Source organism: Edaphobacter sp. FHG110511_03 (assembly GCF_059115365.1).
This window is the reverse complement of the sequence record NZ_JBZYWL010000001.1, coordinates 2,083,214-2,102,086: the sequence shown is the minus strand read 5'-3', so window position 1 is coordinate 2,102,086 and position 18,873 is coordinate 2,083,214. Positions and strand designations below refer to the sequence as shown.

Genomic DNA, 18,873 nt, shown 5'->3' with positions numbered 1-18,873 from the left:
ATTTTTGCGCAAAGTCTTCTATTTATTCGGCTTAGGCTGGTACTTGCTAAGTATTTTTAATTCAATACTTTACACGTAAAGTATTGAATCTAAAATAGATGCGCTTTGCGTTTTCTTGTGGAGTTTGTTTTCTTCTGCTCTTATTTTAGCTGGGAGGACAGAACTCATCGGCAGTGTGGATATTGTTTGTTTTGTTGCTGGTAGGCAGATTTCGAGCTTGACAGGATTCCGGGGCGGCGATGACTGGATCACTTCCTGCAAGCCGACTTCTCGGTACTTATCGTTCCTCGGTGAGTACATTGAGCACTCGTCGCAGTGAATATTGCTGAGCGCGAGTGTCAGGTTCAAAAAAACTCAGCGAAGAACAATCGGGAATCGCAAAACTTCCTGCTTGACATCGCATCGCCATCCACTACCATTTGGTTGTGAATGGTCTCGACACAACCTTTGCGGCTTTGTCTGATCCAACCCGGCGAGCCATGATCGAACGGCTCTCTCGCGGGCCTGCCTCGGTGCATGGATTGACGGAACCGTTCTCACTGTCACAGCAGATGATTTCAAAGCACATTGCCTACCTGGTGCGGGCGCGGATTGTCGTCAAAAAGAAGCGTGGACGGGAGAGTGTATGCACGCTCAGGCCAGAGGCGATTAAGACAGTCAGCGAATGGGCGATGAGCTATCGCCGATTCTGGGAAGAGAGTTTCGACAAGCTGGATGTGGTTGTACAGCAAATCAAGAAAATGGAGGCTGGAGATGACAAAAAGCACGGCTAGCGAAGTTGAGCGGATGGTTGTCACACGAGTTTTCGATGCCCCACGCGAAGTGGTTTGGAAGGCGTGGACAGACCCGAAGTACATCATGCAGTGGTGGGGACCGAAGGGTTTTACCTGTCCTGTCTGCAAGATGGATTTTCGCGTGGGAGGAAAACTTCTCTGCTGCATGAAGGCGCCGGATGGGCAGGAGGGCTGGAATGCGGTTGAATACTACGAGATTGTTCCGTACGAGAAGATTGTTTCCTTGATGTACTTTTCTGACCCGGAGGGAAACAGGATTGGCCCTGCGCAATTGGGAATCGAACCTGAGGCCATTGAGGGTGCTTACGACGTGACTCTTTTTGAGGACTTAGGAAACGGCCAGACGAAGCTTACTTTCATTGGAAACGAACCGATGGAGAGCGCCAGGAACAGCGGGCAACTCGAGGGCTGGAACGAGATACTCGAAAAAGTTGCCGCAGTTGTTGCGGGGTTAGCATAGGCGAAATAAGGATGGTGGCGGAGGCCCGGTTAGACTGGGCTTTTCGTCGTCTGGTTTCCGGACAATCGACCCTCTACTCAACTGTCGCGGAAGCCCGACTTCCCAGGACCGACCCTGTCGGCCCTGGCCGGAAAGAATTTGAAGCCACTGAGTTTAGCGGTCGATTAGCTTCGCATGTGTTGCTGGATATCGCTCGCCTTTGACCGTAATCGCAGAAGAAGCCTCCTCGAGAGAACGCATGTCTTCTGCAGTAAGTCCGACAGCCGCGCCTCCGAGGTTTTCTTCCAGCCGTGACAGCTTGGTCGTGCCTGGAATTGGAACGATCCAAGGCGCCTTTGCAAGCAGCCACGCGAGGGCGATTTGAGCGGGCGTAGACTGCTTCTGTTCCGCGAACCTGGTGATTACATCGACGAGAGCCTGATTCGCTTTGCGATTGTCTTCGCTGAATCGAGGAACGATGGCGCGGAAGTCGGTGCTGTCGAACTTGGTGGATGAGTCGATCTTGCCGGTGAGAAAACCTTTGCCGAGTGGGCTGAACGGGACGAAGCCGATGCCGAGTTCTTCAAGCGTTGGCATGACAGACTCTTCAGGTTCACGCCAGAAGAGCGAGTATTCGCTCTGCAGGGCTGTGACGGGTTGCACGGCATGAGCGCGACGGATCGTCTTTGCGCCAGCTTCTGAAAGGCCAAAGTGCTTTACCTTGCCTTCCTGGATCAAATCCTTCACGGCACCAGCGGTCTCCTCAATGGGCGTGTTGGGATCGACGCGATGTTGGTAGAGGAGGTCAATCGTGTCCGTCTGCAGACGCTTCAGCGAGCCTTCAACGACCTGCTTGATATGGTCTGGGCGGCTGTTGGTTGCCGTCCACTTGCCATCGTTGCGGGGATCGGACTCGAACCCGAACTTGGTAGCGATCACGACATCTTTGCGGAAGGGAGCGAGAGCTTCCCCTGCAACTTCTTCATTGACGAAGGGGCCATAGACTTCTGCGGTGTCAAAGAAAGTGACACCGCGCTCGACAGCGGCGCGAATGAGCTTGATCGCTTCGCCCTTCTCCGTGGCGGGACCAAGACCGAAGCTCAGCCCCATACAGCCGAGGCCCAGTGCTGAGACTTCGAGGCCACTCTTTCCTAATGTGCGTTTTTGCATGAATTCTCCTATCACTACCCAACTCCATGAGCGCCAACTTTCGGCGCAGATTCTCTCTCGCGACGTTTGTGGCTAATTCTTATTGTCGTTCACTTTGACCGGCCTGCGCAGATGCGAGAACGTGAGTTGGGCCATCTCGTAATATTGTGTGATCATCATGACTATGAGAGAGCAGGGCTTAGCAGATGATCGTCGCCCGCTTACACAGCATGAACGAGAGCTGGTTGTATGGCTTATTGATCATGGCACGTACGAAGACATGCCAAAGCTTCATGCTCAAATACCTCGTTTGAGCGTGCGTCAACGTTGTACCTGTGGCTGTCCTACGGTCTATTTTGCTTTAGACGGTAAACCCGTTGCACGGAAGGGTGAGCGTCTCGTGAGTGATTCTTTGGCGAGCGTGGAGGGCATGGAAGTAGGCATAATGCTCTTCGAGACAGACGGTAACCTTAGCTCTTTGGAGGTATATTCCTGCCCAGGAACCGATCATCCATTCGGGCTCCCGGAACTAGCTTCAATACGCCCGCTCCCTGCATGATTAACGTCAAGATTCGGCATAGAGTGATAAGTCCCTCATAAACGCCCTTCTCTTCAGTTGTAGGCGCTCATGCGCCGCGAAAACTATGGACTGTGCATTCCGAGCGCGTGTTCGATGTATTGCCGCCATTCCGGACCACTTTTCCCATCTTTCTGGCTGAGATGAGCGATCGCTTCATTGTGCTCCGGGGCCAGGGCGGTTCGGGTATACGTGACATCAACCGCGGTATGCATCGCGTCAACCTTGGTCACACGCACGTCGATGACACACACCATGGCGTTCGCGACGATGTACACATACTGCATGCGACCGACGGCCGGATCATACTCCGTGTTCACCCAAACGCTGCGGGTCTGCCCGTGTTGCACGGTGAAGACAGCGCCGGGCACATCCTTTCCGGGCTGCGGATAAATGAATTTTGGATCCCATTGCGGGTCGCCCCAGGCGCGTTCCGCCTCGGGTCCAAACTGCGGAGCCACACGGGCGAATGGGGCGGCGACGGTGAAACTGAAGCGGGAAACAGCGTGCGCTGGTGCAACTGGCGACGCTTGAGAGTAGCAAGCCTGCGCGAACGCAGGAAGGACCGCGGCGACAAAAAGTCGACCGAAGAGGCGAAGATTCATGACATCCCTTTCAGGAGCGAGATGGCTCGCGCAGCTGATGGCTGTCTGCAGCACGGAGCTGCAAGCCATACAGTGTGCGTAGCTGTTCGATCTCCTTGAGCGTGCCCGGAGCGAAGGGAGCCTTGCCCTCAAGAGCGTGCAGGACAATGCCTTCCAACAGGTCGCCAAGCGTCATGTCTCGCAACTCCGCCAGGGCCTTCAAGACTTTGAGCAGGCGTTTTTCGATTCGAACGCCGGTTTGGATACGCTCAACGTCCACGAAGCCTTTGGTCGATGGATGAGCCGACATGTGTACCAGTGTACCAAGGTAGTGCGGCAGAGTCCAGCCCAACGAATCGCTTCGCTCAGGAGGGCACATCCATGGCAGCTATTTCACACCCAGGACGCTATTGAGCTTCGAGGACGGACTGGATGCGGTCGCAGGCCCAGAGAAGGTCTTCGCGCTCGATGGTCAGGGGTGGAGCGAGGCGAATGACGTTGTCGTGGGTTTCCTTGCAGAGCAGACCTTCGCGCATGAGGGCCTCGCAGATGGGACGCGCGGGGCCGTTGAGCTCGATGGCAACCCAGAGGCCGCGTCCGCGAATCCCGCGGATGTGAGAGCTGCGTATCTGGCGCATGCGATCCATCAAGAGCGCGCCGAGTTCTGCGGAGCGTTCGGAGAGCTTTTCTTCCACGATGACGCGTAGCGAGGCACGGGCGACGGCGCAGGCCATGGGGTTTCCGCCGAAGGTGCTGCCGTGGTCACCGGGATGGATGACGCCGAGAATCTCACGCGAGGCGAGGACGGCTGAGACCGGATAGAAGCCTCCGGCGAGTGCCTTACCGACGATGAGAACGTCGGGGGTTACGTCTTCGTGCTGGCAGGCGAAGAGCTTGCCGGTGCGGCCGAGGCCGGACTGGATCTCATCGGCGATGAAGAGGACGTTGTTCTCGCGGCAGATTGAGGCGGCTTCGCGGATGTAGCCGTCGGGTGGGATGAGGACGCCGGCCTCGCCCTGGATGGGCTCGACGAGGAAGGCCGCGGTGTTCGGCGTGATGGCTGCGCGGAGGGCGGCAGCATCGCCAAAGGGGATGACCTTGAAGCCGGAGAGATAGGGGCCGAAGCCGTCGCGGTACTGCTCCTCGGTAGAGAAGCTGATGATGGAGATGGTGCGGCCGTGGAAGTTGTTTTCGCAGACGATGATCTCGGCCTTGCCCTCGGGGATGCCCTTGATCTTGTAGCCCCACTTGCGGGCGATCTTGAGCGCTGACTCGACGGCCTCGGTGCCGGAGTTCATGGGCAGAACCATCTCGAAGCCGGTGAGCTCGGTGAGCTCCTTGTAGAAGAGCGGGAGCTGGTCGTTGCGGAAGGCGCGCGAGGTAAGGGTGACGCGCTGGGCCTGCTCGAGCATGGCGGCGAGGATACGAGGGTGGCAGTGGCCCTGGTTGACCGCTGAGTAGGCGGCGAGGAAGTCGAGGTAGCGGCGGCCGTCGACGTCGTAGACCCAGACACCAGAGGCGCGTTCGACGACGACATCAAGAGGCTTGTAATTGTGCGCGCCGTACTGATCCTCGAGCGCAATGAGGTGAGAGGAAGTGGTGAGATCTTCCGCTGTGTCGCTGTGCAGAACTGAGCTTGCCATAATCGACCGCCTGAGCCTGATTTACATCTATTATTTCACGAGCTCAAGAAACGCCGCGAAAGACGGGGCGATTTTGCATGTGGGATGCATAAATACAAAATATGCAAGCGAATTTACGAGACATTTGTAACCGTGATGAATAAATATTCGCCGAATCCGATCGCAATCAGGAGTGGCAGCCAGAATCGTTTCCTTCACAAAACGGCTAGACGGCCTGTTTTAGGCTGTGCTAGGTTTATCTCTCTTTCCTGGTTTCGGCCCTCTCAAAATTCAACTGGAATTAGTCGCTCTTCTCTCTGAGGTCACCTCGGCCCTGTCTGGTACCGGCTCGCTTTAATCGCGGAAAAGACTCGCAACCGCCGCGATGCCTTGAGTTTGCGTCCGCAGAAGATCGACACAGGAGAAGACCGATGCAACCACTCAAAACCTTTCGCCCCCATGGAGGGGTGCGCGGCGCTAATTTGTCTCGCTCTTCGCTGCTGTTTGGCGGTCCGTTCGGGAAGATCTTTCGTGCGGTTCCGCCAGCGGACTTTGGCGACGACGACGTGAGTACGTTGAAGAATCTCAAGCTGCTCGCCGTAGCGATGACTTCGACACCCGACGACCCGAAGGACGGTCCGGATGCCGAAGAGAGTGGCATTCCCGCCGCCTATACGTACTTCGGTCAATTTATCGATCATGATCTGACCTTCGATCCAGCAAGCAGTCTGCAAAAACAGAATGATCCAGATGCGCTGGTGGACTATCGGACGCCACGGTTCGACCTGGACAATGTGTACGGGCGGGGCCCGGACGACCAACCGTATATGTATGCCAACGATGGCAAGACCTTCGTGCTGGGCAATTCGATGACGGGAGCACCCGAGGTAAACGCGAATGCTCATGATCTGCAGCGGAATAGCCAGACACCGGCACGTGCGCTGATCGGCGATCCTCGCAACGATGAGAACGTCATCGTGTCCCAACTGCAGGGGCTTTGGCACCGATTTCATAACAAAGTTGCAGCGGATCATCCATCCCTGTCTTTTCCAGAGGTGCAGGAGCTAGTGCGGTTCCACTATCAGTGGATTCTGCTGCATGACTTTCTGCCGACCATCGTTGCGAAGGAGGTACTTGAGGGCGTTCTGCCGCTCGACAAAAACAAAAAGCCGATTGTCAGTAAATCGAACCTGCACTTTTTCCATTACAAAGACGAGGCCTTCATGCCGCTGGAGTTTTCGGCGGCGGCTTACCGGTTCGGCCATTCGATGGTGAGGCCGGGATACCGGGTGAATAGTACGGTAGGACCGCAGCCGATCTTCAAGTTGGGCGCGAATGCACTCGATATGCGTGGCTTCAAGACTCCTCCGCCAGGCTGGGCACTGGATTGGAGACGGTATATCGACCTGGTGCCGCTGGATTACGGCACCCTGGTGGATGATCCGGACCAGAACGATCCGAAAAACCAGAACAGGTTGCAACTGGCTTACAGGATCGACACATCGCTGGTGAATCCTTTGGGAGTGCTGCCTGCATCGATTGCGCCAACACCACCATCTGTGCTGGCGCAGCGCAATCTGGAACGCGGCTGGAGGATGCGGCTACCGAACGGACAGGATGTGGCTCGAGCGATGGGACTGATCCCGCTGACCGATGACAAGATCGCAATCGGGAAGTTTACCGGCGATCCGGCGGACATCGTGGCGCAAAGTATCGCGACGGTCGGAGACGGCAAGGGGTTCGTCAACAACTGTCCGCTGTGGACGTATGTGCTGGCCGAAACGGTGGAAAGCACGGTGACGGTAAAGACACTCGAGGGCGATAAGAAGATCAAGACGAGGAAGCTTGGCCCGGTAGGCGGCCGCATCGTCGCGGAGACGTTCGTGGGCCTGCTGCTGGCGGATTCGAGCTCCTATGTGAGCCTGGATCCGTTATGGGAACCGACGCCTGCCTACACAAAGGGAGGAGTGTTTGGCTTGCGGGAGCTGATCGGCACGGCATTGCAAGGATGAAGAAGCCCGGTACGGTGTACCGGGCTTTTTTAGCAAAACACGTAAAGCGGTTTCGTTTATTTTGCGGCGAGGGCGAGCTGCTGTTGATACTCCTGACGCAAAGCGCGGTCCGTTACTTTGCGGCCAGAGCGAGCTGCTGTTGGTACTCCTCGTACGGGCCCTTGTGATCGGTGATGTGGAAGTCGTTGGGGCCGCCTTCGAAGTGCCAGATGCGGGTGCCGGCCTCTTCGATCAGGTCCTGGTCGTGGGTGACGAGGAAGACGGTGCCTTCGTACTTCTGGATGGCCTGGTTGAGCGCATTGATGCTCTCAAGGTCAAGGTGGTTGGTGGGCTCGTCGAGCACGAGGACGTTGGGCTTCTGCAGCATGATCTTGCAGAAGAGCAGGCGGGCAGCTTCGCCTCCGGAGAGCGCGTCGGTCTTCTTGAGGCCCTCTTCGCCGCGGAAGAGCATCTGGCCGAGAATGCCGCGGATATCTTCCTTGGTGGCCTGCGGGTCGAACTGATGCAGCCAGTCCGAGGCCGTCATGCCGAGCTGGATGGAGCCCTTGTGATCCTGGGCGAAGTAGCCGATCTGCGCCTCGTGGCCCCACTTGACGGTGCCTGAGTCGATGGAGACATCCTTTTCTTCGATGCCGGGGCCGTTGGCGAGCAGGGCCTTGAGGAGCGTGGTCTTGCCCTGACCGTTGCGGCCGATGAGGACGACCTTGTCTCCGCGCTGGACGGCAGCGGAGAAGTTGTTGATGACGTGCTCGGTCTTGCCGTCGGGCTGAGCGTAGGTCTTATTGACGTTCTCGAACTCGAGGACGTTTTTGCCTGAGGGCCGCAGCATGTCGAAGCGAATGAACGGTCGCGCGATGTTGGAGCGGGCGAGCTCGCTGGTGGCGAGACGCTCGACTTCCTTCTTGCGCGAGTTCACCTGCGAGGAGCGCGTACCGGCGGAGAAGCGGGCGATGAAGTCGTTCAACTGGGCGATCTTCTTTTCGCGCTGCTCGTTCTGGCTCTCGATGCGGGTGCGGATGCTGGTCTTCTGCAGCACCATATCGTCGTAGCCGCCGTTGTAGGTGATGATGGTCTCGTAATCGATGTCGGCAGTGTGGGTGCAGACGTTGTTGAGGAAGTGGCGGTCGTGCGAGATGGTGATGACCGTACCGGTGTAGCGATTGAGAAAGTCTTCGAGCCAGTGGATGGATTCGAGGTCGAGATAGTTCGTAGGCTCGTCGAGGAGAAGCGCCTGGGGGTTGCCGAAGAGAGCCTGTGCGAGGAGCACACGGACCTTCTGGCCGCCCTGCAGCTCGCTCATCTTGCGCTCGTGAACTTCATCGGGAATGTCGAGGCCCTGCAGGAGGACTGCGGCGTTGGCTTCGGCCTCATAGCCGTCCTCGTCGCCGACGATGCCTTCGAGCTCGCCGAGGCGTGAACCATCGGCGTCGGTCAGCTCGGGCTTGGCATAAATCTCCTCTCGTTCCTCGAGGGCAGCCCATAAGCCTTTGTTGCCCATGATGACGGTGTCGATGACGCGGTAGGCGTCGAACTCGTACTGGTCCTGCTTGAGGACGCCGATCTTTTTGGGGCGGACGACGTTGCCCTTCTGGGCGTCGATCTCGCCGGTGAGCACCTTCATGAAGGTGGATTTTCCGGCGCCGTTGGGGCCAGTGAGGCCGTAGCGGCGGCCAGTGGTAAAGGTGACCGAGACATCCTCAAAGAGGAGCTTCGAGCCATAGCGCATCGTTACATTCGAGACAGAGATCATCACTCTAATTCTCTCATGTCCTTACGGGGGAAAGACAGCCCGGACCGGCAACGCGAGGCAGGTTGCCGGCCCGGAATTCACAGGAAATTCGTCAATTTTGCTACTGCAGGCCGCCGGAGACGCGGATCACCTGTCCTGTCACCCACTTGGCCTCGTCGGAGGCAAGGAAGGCGACAGCGGAGCCGATGTCGTCGGGTTCGCCGACGCGGCCGAGCGGCGTCTGCTGGACAAAGCTGGCCAGCATCTCGTGCTCCTCGGACAGACCGATCGCGCGAACGCCTTCTGTGATGACAGGGCCGGGATTGGCGGAATTGACACGAATTTTATTCGCTCCAAGTTCCCGGGCCAGCGAGCGGGTGATGGAGTCGACTGCGGCCTTGGTCGCCGAGTAGATGGTGCCTCCGGGAGGATTCATGACGCTGGCGACAGAGCCAATATTGATTACACTGCCACCTTCGGGACCGAAGTGCTTCGCGGCTTCGCGCGTGGCAAGAAGAAGTCCGAAGACATTGGTCTCGAACTGGCGGTGCAGCTCTTTCTCATCAAAGTCGGAGAAGGGACCGAAGCTGTAGACTCCAGCATTGTTCACCAGCACATTGGGGGTTCCGAAGGCCTTTTTCGTCTCGTCGAAGAGCTTCGTCACTTCCTCCGCAACGCCAACCCGGGCTCCGACGGCGATGGCCTTTCCTCCCGCCTGCTGGATCTCGGCAACGGTGCGATCCGCGCCTTCTTTGTCCGAGGCGTAGTTCACCACAACAGATGCGCCTTCGGCAGCCAGCGACTTTGCGATACCGACTCCGATTCCCTTGGATGCTCCTGTCACAACCGCGACTTTACCCTTCAGTTTTCCCATGCGCTCTCACCTTTTCTGATCTAAATTAAAATTCGCTATTCATCGAATAATTCGATATATGTCGAATAGATGAAGCCAGGAATCTTTGGATTCAGATTGAGGGAGGATCTTTAAGATCAGAGTTTTGAGAGCGAACTGACGTAGGAATTCCACACATCGCGGCGCAAGGAAAGACAGGCGGTACGGCCTTCACGCACGATGTCGATCAGACCAGCCTCCTGCAACTCCTTGAGGTGATGGGATATGGTCGGGGCGCTGATGTGCTTGTGTGCTTCGAGCGCGGAACAGGCCAGATCCGACTCAGACGCGATTTGCTGAAGGATCGCGTAGCGGCGAGGATCGCTGATCGCCCGGCTGATCGCTTCGAACTGCTGTTGCGTCAACGCGAGTTTTCGGCCCGTTGTCATCGTCACTTAATAGTAGATCACGCAAAGGAGATCGCGGATTCAGGCCGAGGGGCGCAACTTCACATCCAGAAGGGCTAACGTTATAATCTGCCTCAAGAACCTGTCGATGTTCAGGAACCAAATCCTGCCACGTTCGCTGAAGGATTGATGCAAGTTACTTCGCGTTCTCAAACTTTCTGGACAGACAGGGCCCTCTTCTTTCTGGTTGCCGCCCTCGCAGTCCTTGCCACAATTCTGGCGCGGGTTGCCGCAAGCCACAAACACTTTTCCAATGCACGGGTCGAGTACGGGCTGCTCCATCTACCCGCAGCCTTCCTGCAGATCGCCGTCTTCGCTGCCGCATTGGGATTCGCATACTCCTGGCTTTTACGCCACGGCGGCTTCCAGCTTCCATCCTCTCGCTGGTTCGTGCCGGTCATCGTGCTGCTCTTCGCGATTGTCTGGCTGCCGGTGACGCTGCAGGGCGGCTTTGCCCAGGACGACTGGATGCTGCTCTCGGCCGCCTCGGTTCGCAAGCTTCTCTACGCCCATCCGCTCGTCAGCTTCAACACCTTGGACACCGTCGACGGCAACTTCCGGCCACTGGGAACGGTTCTGTATGTCGGCTATCTTCTGCGCTGGTTCGGCCTGCACCCGCTGCCATTTCTTCTGGGGAACTTCTTTGCTGGCCTGGCCTGCACCGTGCTCGTCTTCGCGTTCATGCGTGAGCTGCGCCAGACTCCGGCTGTCTCCGCCGCGGCAGCTATCCTGTTCCTGTCCCGAGACCTTATCTACATCCCTGTTGCATGGCTTTGCGCGCTGGGAGACAGCCTGGCCATCTTCGGTTCGGGACTCTCGGTGCTTCTTCTTCTGCGCGCGCTTCGTAGTCGGGGTTTGGCGGCATGGCTATATCACTTCGCCGCATGGCTGTGTTTCGCCATTGCATTGTTTGCCAAGCAGAGTGCCTTTGCCGTGCCGCTGATTGCTGGCCTCGCCGTATTACTCCGGCCGGACGTTCCTGAGGAGGCTTCGAGCCGCGGCTGGACGAAGCGTCTTCCCCTGGCTGTGCTGCTTGGCGGTATTTACGGGGCCACGGTCCTCGTGGTCTTTCGCCACGCCGTCAATCTGCTGGACCACAAGACTCCGTATCCCATTACACTCTCGCCGCTGGTACTGAAGGTAGCGCTTTCCCACGTCACCTGGTTCTTGCTTCCGATCGACTTTCCCGATGCGCTTCCCAAGGCCCGGCTTCTTGTCCCTGCGCTCGGATTTTTGATCCTTATCGCCGTGGTGGCGTGGCTTCGCCGCTCGCCGCAGCTCTTCAGAGCTCAATCGAGGCTGCTTCTTTTTCTGTTCGGCGCGGCCTTTGCTTCCATCTCGTTGTTCCTGGTGCTGCCTAATCGCAGTGCAGCTTATTACGGCTCGATGGCGGCGTTCTGGACCTGCATGGCCCTCGCGATTCTCCTCGCCAATCTCGATGCAGTCCGAGCGTCCGCTCCGGCACGGCATCTCGGCGTCTGGCTGACCTGCGTTCTGCTGCTCTGCGGATATTCCTTTGTCCGCCTGAAACAGACGGGACTGCCTCCCTCAGGGGGCTATATCTGGGGAACGTACAACATGTACGACAGCATGCGGGAGTTCGCGTTCCTTCGCGATGCCCTGCAGCAAGCACCCGATACCCAGGTCCTGGTTCTGGTGGGCGGAGAGCCTGCCGGGAAAGATCAGGCCAATATGGCCATCGTGGCCGATCCCTCTCTGCAGCGCATTCTTCATTACGATCCGAAGACCGGGTTCAAAGTTAACGATCGCGAGGGACTTTTACCGCAGGATACTTTGGAGAATCTGCACGACGTCGATGCGTATCACTGGAATGTTCCGCTGGAGGATGCCACGGCGTCGGCCTTCCTTGCGGACTCCCACGTACTGTGGGTCCGGATGGATAAAGACGACCTTCACGTCCTATCCCCTGAGGACCTGCAGGAGATTCACGCTCTCCATCCATAGATAGAAAGTCGCCTGAGTTTTTAAGGAAAGACGGGCGACCTCGAGCAGGCTCGGTTTACGAAACCCAGCTTGCAGACGAGGTCGCCCAGAAGGTTTAGCGGCCGCGATTTCCGCGGGTGGGGCGAGAACCGGAGTTGCCGCCGCGCGGATGCGAGGCGTTGCGGCTCGGGTGAGCGTTGCCGCTACCGCTGCCGTGTCTGGACTGCCCCTGAGGGCGGCTACCATGGCCAGGGCCCTTGCGGCGACCACGGAAGCTAGGCCGTCCGTTGTTGTCGGACGCGCCTGATTCTCCAGCCGACTCGCCGCCGCGCCAGGAACGGGTCTCCAGCGCCAGAAGCGCATCGAGCCCTGAGGCCGAAGGCCCGCTTGGGCCCTTGGTTTGGATGCCATTGAGATCGACGGGCTTGTTGCGCTCCTCTTTCTCAAGGTTCTTATCGGCCACGCGCCATTCAAACTTCATGCTCAGTTCGCGCTCGAGCTTGCGAGCCTCGTGTCGCTCCTGGGGCATGACGAACGTCGTCGCCACTCCCTTGGCGCCTGCGCGGCCGGTGCGGCCGATGCGGTGGACGAAGTCGTCACTGGCGTTGGGAAGGTCGTAGTTGACGACGTGCGCGATGTCGGAGATGTCGATGCCTCGTGCCGCGACGTCGGTGGCGACCAGGACGCGGTGCTTCCCCGTGGCGAATCCCTTGAGGGCGGAGGTGCGCTGGGACTGCGAGCGATCGCCATGGATGGCGTTCGTGTCGTGGCCCAGCTTCTCCAGCTTGCGGGAGATGCGGTCAGCGCCGTGCTTGGTACGGGAGAAGACCAGGAAGCTTCCCTGCTCTTCGGTAAGCATCTGGTTCAGCAGACCGAGCTTCTGGTCTTGCATGACGGTGTAGGCGCGGAGCTCGACGCGATCGGAGGGCTTGGAGGTGTTGCCGATCTGGATGCGAACGGGATCCTTGACGTAGTCGCGCACGATCTCCTGGATGTTGGCATCGAGGGTCGCCGAGTAGCACATGGTCTGGCGTCCGCGAGGGACGGCGGTGACAATGCGGCGGATTGCGGGAAGGAAGCCCATATCGAGCATGCGGTCGACCTCGTCGAGGACGAACATGTCGACCTTGGAGAGATCGATCTGGCGGCGACGGAGAAAGTCTTCCAGCCGGCCAGGAGTAGCGACAGCGAGGCGCGGGCCACGGTCGAGGTTGTCAAACTGGGTATTCTCAGAGAGGCCGCCGCAGATGAGAACCGCATCGTGCTTCGATCCGGGCATCAGCTTCCCGTAGTTCTCCAGCACCTGCATGGCAAGCTCGCGGGTGGGAAGAAGGATGAGGGCGCGGATGGGGTTGCGTTTGCCCTTGGTGCTGGGGACGGAAGTAGCCTCTAGCTTCTCAAGGATGGGAACAAGAAAGCTGAGAGTCTTGCCCGTGCCGGTGGAGGCGGTCGCGAGGATGTCGCGGCCTTTGAGTGCCGGGGGAATGGCTCCGGCCTGGACCGGGGTGGGAGTGATAAAGCCCGCTGCAGTTAGACGGCTCTTGAGCGCGTCGGAGATGTTGAAGTCAGTAAAGACAGGGGAATCAGTAGAACCGGCATTCCTGATGGAATCCAGCTGTTCGGGTGCTTCTAATGTTGTAGTCAAAGTAGTCCTTGCGTAATAGCCGTTCTCTTGGACGGCGCCTTTTGATGTGCAGAACGATGCGAGAGCGCATCATGGATTCCGGGGTATCAGCTTGCCCTGCGTCGGGCAAAACGCTGCTGCACGGCGAGAAAGGTCACGTTTGACCTTCCATCGGAGCCAGAGCAACCAGCGCTTTCGTTCTCTGAGATCGTATCTTCAGCGGAGCGCGGGGAGTATGCTTCTGCGGTCTCTGGCCAGCCCGATCCATCCTGGGCGGTTCCCGCGAAGCGGCACTCTTTCTTCAAACCGAGTGTTGTCTTATCTTACCACGAACTCAGGAGAGGGCGCATCGGCCCTGCCCCCGTCAGAACGGAGGCTCCGATTCGGGAACGATTTCGGCTTAAACGAAGAAGCCCCGCCATACTGCGCGGGGCATCCTCTTAACCTTGCTTTCCAGCTTAGATGTGACAGCTCACCATGCCTCGTTTTTCGAGGTAGCGCTGGTGATACTCCTCTGCCTTCCAGAAGGCGGTGGTAGGCGATACCTGCGTCGCGATCGGTTCGCGATAGGTGCCTGACGCATTCAGCTCGGCGATTTTGGCTCGAGCCTCCGCCATCTGCTGATCATTGTGGGTGAAGACAACACTGCGATACTGCGTGCCCCAATCCGGTCCCTGACGATTGACCTGGGTGGGATTGTGTATCGCGAAGAAGGCGTCCAGAAGAGTTTCGTAACTCACGCGGGAGTTGTCGAAGGTGACTTGAACGACTTCCGCATGGCCAGTGCGGTCGGTACACACATCTTTATAAGTAGGGTGCTCGAGGTCTCCGCCTTCGTACCCTGCTGTTGTGTCGATGACTCCAGTGATTTCATTGAATTTCGCTTCCACACCCCAGAAGCATCCTGCTCCAAATGTAGCTTTTTCGATTGCCACTTTTACTCCTTTGCTGCGCACTGCACATTACGACTCTAGTTAGACGGTTAGACGACAGGCCTTGGTCTGCGGTCGAACGGTATCTATTGGATGCTCTTCCAGTGATGTTTGTCATCCCCGGAAGATGAATAGCGGGAGTATTCTGGAGGGTAGGATCGAGTTCTGTCAATGGCTCTGTTGATATCTTTTGGATGACCGAAAGTGACCTTAGCTAACCCTGAATAAAGTCACCTTTTGACGGTTACTTCCGCAGATGCCCCTCGTCTTTTCCATCGTCTTTCGTCAGAGGATATCGGCGAATTACAGAAGAGGTTCAGCCACGATTCCGGCCCGCCGGCCGGGAGGCAGGAGCCCGACGCTTGCTGCTCTTCGGAGGCACAGGCTTCTTGAGCTGCGCAAACTCCGGGGTCTTCTGCTTCGGGGTCACTTTCAAACCACGAGCGGCCCGCCCTAGAGCGGTTACCTCGCCAGCCGTAAGCTCCCGGAAGCCGCCCGGGGGGACGTCGAGCCGCAGAGCGCCGTAACCGATGCGGCGGATCTTCTCCACGTGATGTCCGATCTCCTCGAACATTTTGCGGATCTGCCGGTTCCTCCCCTCGGTGAGCGTGAGCTCGAACCAGGGATTATCGCCTCCCCGCACCTGCTCGACCTTTGCGGGAGCGGTGACGATCCGGTCGCGACGGCCGCTGCGAACCTCATCGAGGCGCCCGCGATCGATCATGATGCCGCGGCGAAGCTGATCAATGCTCTCCGGGGTAGGCACACCTGACACCTTCACCAGATAGGTCTTTTCAACGCCAGCTGAGGCCTTGGAAAGCTTGTTGGCAAGGTCTCCGTCATTGGTCATCAACAACAGGCCTTCGGAGAGGTAGTCGAGGCGGCCCACGGGGTACAGGCGCACGTTATCTCCGTGAGGTCCATGCTTCTGCGCCATCAGCGCCATTACCGTCGGGCGTTTCTCGGGGTCCGAGAGCGTGGTGACGTACCCGCGCGGCTTGTTGAGCATGTAATAGCGCTGCTGTTCGCGTCCGTGAAGCAGCTTGCCATCGACTCGAACATGATCACGGTCGAGGTCGGCACGGGTTCCCAGCTCTGTAACGACCTGGCCGTTAACCTGCACCCGGCCTTCGAGGATGAACTCCTCGGCCTTGCGGCGGCTGGCAAAGCCTGCTGCCGCGAGAATCTTCTGGAGGCGCTCGCCCCGGGGCTTGGTGGGTTCGGTCATCTTTCCATTATCCCCTGAGTGAAGACAATCCGCTCCGCCTAGGGGCCTGCGTGCAGCAAAGAGTTGAGATCAGGAGTGTGGTTCTTCGACGAGCTCAGAGGGAGTTTCAGACTTCGGTTGGCTGACGTTCTCAGCCTCCTCTTCTTCGTCGTCGGGAATCTCATCATCGAGTGGATCGTCCACTGGATCGGGGCTTCCATCGGCCTGTGGAAGATGGGTGTGGCGCTCCGGCTCCAGTTCTGAAGGCGTCTCCGGAGCATGATGAGTCCGCTCTTGAGGATCGGTCGCGTGCTCGCTCGCAGCGTGATGGACTGAGGTCGCCTCCATCGGGATCTCTTCCTGTTCGGCGAGTTCGCTGGCCATCTTTTCGAACTCCTCGATGGAGGGAAGCTCATTTATGTCCTTCAGGCCGAAGCGGAGAAGGAAGTCCTTGGTGGTCTTGTAGAGAATGGGACGACCGATCACCTGCTTGCGCCCTGCCGTGGTGACGAGCTTGCGCGTCATGAGCGAGCCGAGTACGCCACCGGAGTCGACACCCCGGATCTCGGAGACCTCAGGCGCGGTAACGGGCTGCTTGTAAGCGACGACGGCGAGCGTCTCCAAAGCCTGGAGCGAGAGCTTCAGCGGCGGCTTGAGCGATTTTACGAAGCCTCGGACAGCATCGTGATACTCCGGCTTGGTGGCGAGACGGTAGCCACTGGCCACTTCGCGAATCTCAAGGCCGCGATCGCCGTTGGCGTAATCGGCGACGAGTTGATCGAGGATGGACCGGAAGTACTCGCGAAGGCGGCGATTCTTCTCCTTCTCCTCTTTATTTTCGCGCGAGGTCTGCTGCTGGGTGGTCTCCGCTGTGGCCTCGGCCGGGGCTTCAATAACTTCTGTCACCGGCGATGCTTCTGTCGCCGGCGACACCGGTTCGGAATCGGAGAGGATCTCCCGGTTCAAGCCATCTACGTCGGTCTCACCTGAGTCGGTATCGCCTGGGTCGGTATCGCCTGGCTCCGATGCAGCGCTGTCTGCATCCGCCTCTTCGCCGTTGAGAGCCAGAGCCTGCTGTGCCTGGGCGATCTGGTCAAGCTCAACCTGGGCCTCCTGGCCGAGCAGCCCCACCAGCTGGGCCAGGGTCACCGGTTCTTCTGACGCGTAAATGACGGCTTCGATCTTTGCTTTGAGGCTCATTGCCTTTGAGTGTATAAGAATGGCCCCGCGGGAGGCAGCCCCATAGAGAGCCCTATTGGGGACCGGTTTTGCACAGCAAAAAAGGGGTGGAAGATATCTCCACCCCTTCTCACCAGCCTCATAAAGAAGCGAATTTCAGCTATTTGACGAACATATTGAAGAACCAGTACAGAACGCCGGAGAGGATCGCCGCTGCCGGGAGCGTGAAGATCCAGGCCAGGGCGATATCACGCAAGGTTGAGGTCTGCAGGCCGCTCTTGTTTGCCGCCATGGTACCGGCGATGCCGGAGGAGAGGACGTGCGTTGTACTGACTGGAAGCCCATACCCATCGGCGGCGAGGATGGTCATCATCGCGACCAGCTCGGCCGAGGCACCCTGTGCGTAAGTCAGGTGGGTCTTGCCGATCTTTTCGCCGACCGTCACTACGATGCGCTTCCAGCCAACCATGGTTCCCAACCCAAGGGCGAGGGCTACGGCTACCTTGACCCAGGTGGGAATGAACTTGGTGGAGCGATCGAGGAAGCCCTTGTAGTTGGCGAAGATCTTTGTATCGTCTGCGGAGACTTTGGGACCGTACTTGGGCAGCAACCGGAAGGTCTCACTGACCAGATACATCTGGTTGCGAACGTTGGCCTGCATACTGGCAGGAACCTTATTGAGAGCACCGTAACGGGTGACCTCGTTCTGGATATCGTCGACGGTCTGGCGCAGCGCAAGCATGGTCGTGGGCTTGAAGGAACGCGTGGAGACGAACTGTTCCAGCTCAGGCTGGGAGTCGGCAATGACCGAATTCGAGTCGACGTAGTGCGTAATGGTGTCCGAGACCTGATGCGAGACCGCCACGAAGGTCTGGACCTGCGAGTTGGTGACTGTGTGGTTGAGGGCGTAGGCGGTCGGAACCGTGCCGACGAGGATCAGCATGATGAGTCCCATGCCCTTCTGGCCGTCGTTGGATCCGTGGGCGAAGCTTACGCCGCCGCAGGTAAGCACGAGCAGAGCGCGGATGTAGAACGGCGGCGGCGCGGTGCCCTTGGGGGCTTCATAGAGGCGAGGATCGCGCAGGAGCGCCTTGAAGAGCATAAAGAGCAGAGCAGCGCAGACGAAACCAACCACCGGCGAGAGCAACAGCGCTTTGAAGACCTTGGTGACCTGCTCCCAGTCCACGCCGCTCACGCCGCTTCTGCCGTGCAGGAGCTGGTTGGTGATGCCGACACCGATGATCGAGCCGATCATGGTATGAGAGCTTGAGGCCGGCAGGCCACGGTACCAGGTGGCCAGGTTCCACAGGATGGCTGCCGCCAGCAGGGCGAAGACCATAGCGAAGCCCGACCCCTTGCTGACCTTGAGGATGAGCTCGACCGGAAGAAGCGTGATGACCGAGTAAGCAACGGCGCCGGAGCTCGTGAGCACGCCAATGAAGTTCATGATGCCGGAGTAGACCACGGCGATATGTGGCTCGAGCGAATGGGTGTAGATGCAGGTGGCGACGGCATTCGCTGTGTCATGGAAGCCGTTGACGAACTCAAAACCCAGGGCGATCAGCAGCGCAAGGCCTAACAGCAGATAGGGAAAGATCGAGCCGGTATGAATGATGGAGAGGTCTTCCCAAAGCTTGCTGACGATATAGCCAATACCGCCGAGGAGCAGTACCCCAAAGACGATGCCGCCGATTTTGCCTGGGGATGATTTCTTGAGTTTTTCGTCGAGAATAGAACCGGAGGGGAGCGTGGCTGGTGTTGCCATAGATCGTCACCTGTAAG

At 58.3% G+C, this 18,873-nt stretch carries 16 protein-coding genes; 4 read left to right on the top strand and 12 right to left on the bottom strand.

The window, feature by feature from the left end:
- Nucleotides 1-425: 425 nt before the first annotated feature.
- Nucleotides 426-773 carry an ArsR/SmtB family transcription factor gene (locus AC5S26_RS08525; RefSeq protein ID WP_494184420.1) on the top strand — a complete coding sequence of 116 codons (348 nt, stop codon included), beginning with the start codon at nt 426-428 and terminating at the stop codon, nt 771-773.
- Nucleotides 721-1,254 carry an SRPBCC family protein gene (locus AC5S26_RS08520; RefSeq protein WP_494184419.1) on the top strand — a complete coding sequence of 178 codons (534 nt, stop codon included), beginning with the start codon at nt 721-723 and terminating at the stop codon, nt 1,252-1,254. The genes AC5S26_RS08525 and AC5S26_RS08520 overlap by 53 nt, the downstream gene beginning before the upstream one ends.
- Nucleotides 1,255-1,407: 153 nt before the next feature.
- Here AC5S26_RS08520 and AC5S26_RS08515 read toward each other — a convergent pair whose 3' ends face one another.
- The 4 genes from AC5S26_RS08515 to rocD all read right to left on the bottom strand — a co-directional run bounded on the left by AC5S26_RS08515 (nt 1,408) and on the right by rocD (nt 5,186).
- Nucleotides 1,408-2,403 carry an aldo/keto reductase gene (locus AC5S26_RS08515; RefSeq protein WP_494184418.1) on the bottom strand — a complete coding sequence of 332 codons (996 nt, stop codon included), beginning with the start codon at nt 2,401-2,403 and terminating at the stop codon, nt 1,408-1,410.
- Between the two features lie 621 nt (nt 2,404-3,024).
- Entirely contained in the window at nt 3,025-3,564 is a 540-nt protein-coding gene (locus tag AC5S26_RS08510; RefSeq protein WP_494184417.1) for a hypothetical protein, read from the bottom strand.
- Nucleotides 3,565-3,574: 10 nt separating this feature from the next.
- On the bottom strand, nt 3,575-3,895 hold the full coding sequence (locus AC5S26_RS08505; RefSeq protein WP_494184416.1) for a hypothetical protein: 321 nt from the start codon (nt 3,893-3,895) through the stop codon (nt 3,575-3,577).
- 55 nt (nt 3,896-3,950) lie between these two features.
- On the bottom strand, nt 3,951-5,186 hold the full coding sequence (gene rocD / locus AC5S26_RS08500) for an ornithine--oxo-acid transaminase (RefSeq protein WP_494184415.1): 1,236 nt from the start codon (nt 5,184-5,186) through the stop codon (nt 3,951-3,953).
- A gap of 410 nt (nt 5,187-5,596) precedes the next feature.
- Between rocD and AC5S26_RS08495 the strand changes: the two genes are divergently transcribed.
- Nucleotides 5,597-7,177 (top strand): peroxidase family protein, encoded by a 1,581-nt coding sequence (locus AC5S26_RS08495; RefSeq protein ID WP_494184414.1) that lies wholly within the window; start codon nt 5,597-5,599, stop codon nt 7,175-7,177.
- 112 nt (nt 7,178-7,289) lie between these two features.
- On the opposite strand, the gene AC5S26_RS08490 is transcribed toward AC5S26_RS08495, so the two are convergent.
- The 3 genes from AC5S26_RS08490 to AC5S26_RS08480 all read right to left on the bottom strand — a co-directional run bounded on the left by AC5S26_RS08490 (nt 7,290) and on the right by AC5S26_RS08480 (nt 10,163).
- On the bottom strand, nt 7,290-8,927 hold the full coding sequence (locus AC5S26_RS08490) for an ABC-F family ATP-binding cassette domain-containing protein (RefSeq protein ID WP_494184626.1): 1,638 nt from the start codon (nt 8,925-8,927) through the stop codon (nt 7,290-7,292).
- A gap of 100 nt (nt 8,928-9,027) precedes the next feature.
- The gene (locus AC5S26_RS08485) at nt 9,028-9,780 is read right to left on the bottom strand and encodes an SDR family NAD(P)-dependent oxidoreductase (RefSeq protein ID WP_494184413.1); all 753 of its coding nucleotides are present in this window, start codon (nt 9,778-9,780) and stop codon (nt 9,028-9,030) included.
- A 116-nt stretch (nt 9,781-9,896) separates the two neighbouring features.
- Complete coding sequence (locus tag AC5S26_RS08480) at nt 9,897-10,163, bottom strand: ArsR/SmtB family transcription factor (RefSeq protein ID WP_494184412.1); 267 nt, start codon at nt 10,161-10,163, stop codon at nt 9,897-9,899.
- 171 nt (nt 10,164-10,334) lie between these two features.
- On the opposite strand from AC5S26_RS08480, the gene AC5S26_RS08475 reads away from it, so the two are divergent.
- A complete protein-coding gene (locus tag AC5S26_RS08475; protein WP_494184411.1) occupies nt 10,335-12,170 on the top strand; it encodes a hypothetical protein in 1,836 nt (611 codons plus the stop codon).
- A 94-nt stretch (nt 12,171-12,264) separates the two neighbouring features.
- On the opposite strand, the gene AC5S26_RS08470 is transcribed toward AC5S26_RS08475, so the two are convergent.
- From AC5S26_RS08470 to AC5S26_RS08450, 5 genes are all read right to left on the bottom strand, one after another.
- Nucleotides 12,265-13,794 carry a DEAD/DEAH box helicase gene (locus tag AC5S26_RS08470; RefSeq protein ID WP_494184410.1) on the bottom strand — a complete coding sequence of 510 codons (1,530 nt, stop codon included), beginning with the start codon at nt 13,792-13,794 and terminating at the stop codon, nt 12,265-12,267.
- 437 nt (nt 13,795-14,231) lie between these two features.
- Nucleotides 14,232-14,708 (bottom strand): peptide-methionine (S)-S-oxide reductase MsrA, encoded by a 477-nt coding sequence (gene msrA, locus AC5S26_RS08465; protein ID WP_494184409.1) that lies wholly within the window; start codon nt 14,706-14,708, stop codon nt 14,232-14,234.
- Between the two features lie 313 nt (nt 14,709-15,021).
- Nucleotides 15,022-15,933, bottom strand: coding sequence for a pseudouridine synthase (locus AC5S26_RS08460; RefSeq protein ID WP_494184408.1), 912 nt, complete (start codon nt 15,931-15,933; stop codon nt 15,022-15,024).
- Nucleotides 15,934-16,002: 69 nt separating this feature from the next.
- A complete protein-coding gene (gene scpB / locus AC5S26_RS08455; protein WP_494184407.1) occupies nt 16,003-17,112 on the bottom strand; it encodes an SMC-Scp complex subunit ScpB in 1,110 nt (369 codons plus the stop codon).
- A gap of 139 nt (nt 17,113-17,251) precedes the next feature.
- Nucleotides 17,252-18,856 carry an inorganic phosphate transporter gene (locus tag AC5S26_RS08450; RefSeq protein ID WP_494184406.1) on the bottom strand — a complete coding sequence of 535 codons (1,605 nt, stop codon included), beginning with the start codon at nt 18,854-18,856 and terminating at the stop codon, nt 17,252-17,254.
- Nucleotides 18,857-18,873 lie beyond the last annotated feature (17 nt).

Coding starts and splice junctions, on each gene's coding strand:
- AC5S26_RS08515 (WP_494184418.1), bottom strand. CDS start 2,403: ATGCAAAAACGCACATTAGGAAAGAGTGGCCTCGAAGTCTCAGCACTG.
- AC5S26_RS08510 (WP_494184417.1), bottom strand. CDS start 3,564: ATGAATCTTCGCCTCTTCGGTCGACTTTTTGTCGCCGCGGTCCTTCCT.
- rocD (WP_494184415.1), bottom strand. CDS start 5,186: ATGGCAAGCTCAGTTCTGCACAGCGACACAGCGGAAGATCTCACCACT.
- AC5S26_RS08495 (WP_494184414.1), top strand. CDS start 5,597: ATGCAACCACTCAAAACCTTTCGCCCCCATGGAGGGGTGCGCGGCGCT.
- AC5S26_RS08490 (WP_494184626.1), bottom strand. CDS start 8,927: ATGATCTCTGTCTCGAATGTAACGATGCGCTATGGCTCGAAGCTCCTC.
- AC5S26_RS08485 (WP_494184413.1), bottom strand. CDS start 9,780: ATGGGAAAACTGAAGGGTAAAGTCGCGGTTGTGACAGGAGCATCCAAG.
- AC5S26_RS08475 (WP_494184411.1), top strand. CDS start 10,335: ATGCAAGTTACTTCGCGTTCTCAAACTTTCTGGACAGACAGGGCCCTC.
- AC5S26_RS08460 (WP_494184408.1), bottom strand. CDS start 15,933: ATGACCGAACCCACCAAGCCCCGGGGCGAGCGCCTCCAGAAGATTCTC.
- scpB (WP_494184407.1), bottom strand. CDS start 17,112: ATGAGCCTCAAAGCAAAGATCGAAGCCGTCATTTACGCGTCAGAAGAA.
- AC5S26_RS08450 (WP_494184406.1), bottom strand. CDS start 18,856: ATGGCAACACCAGCCACGCTCCCCTCCGGTTCTATTCTCGACGAAAAA.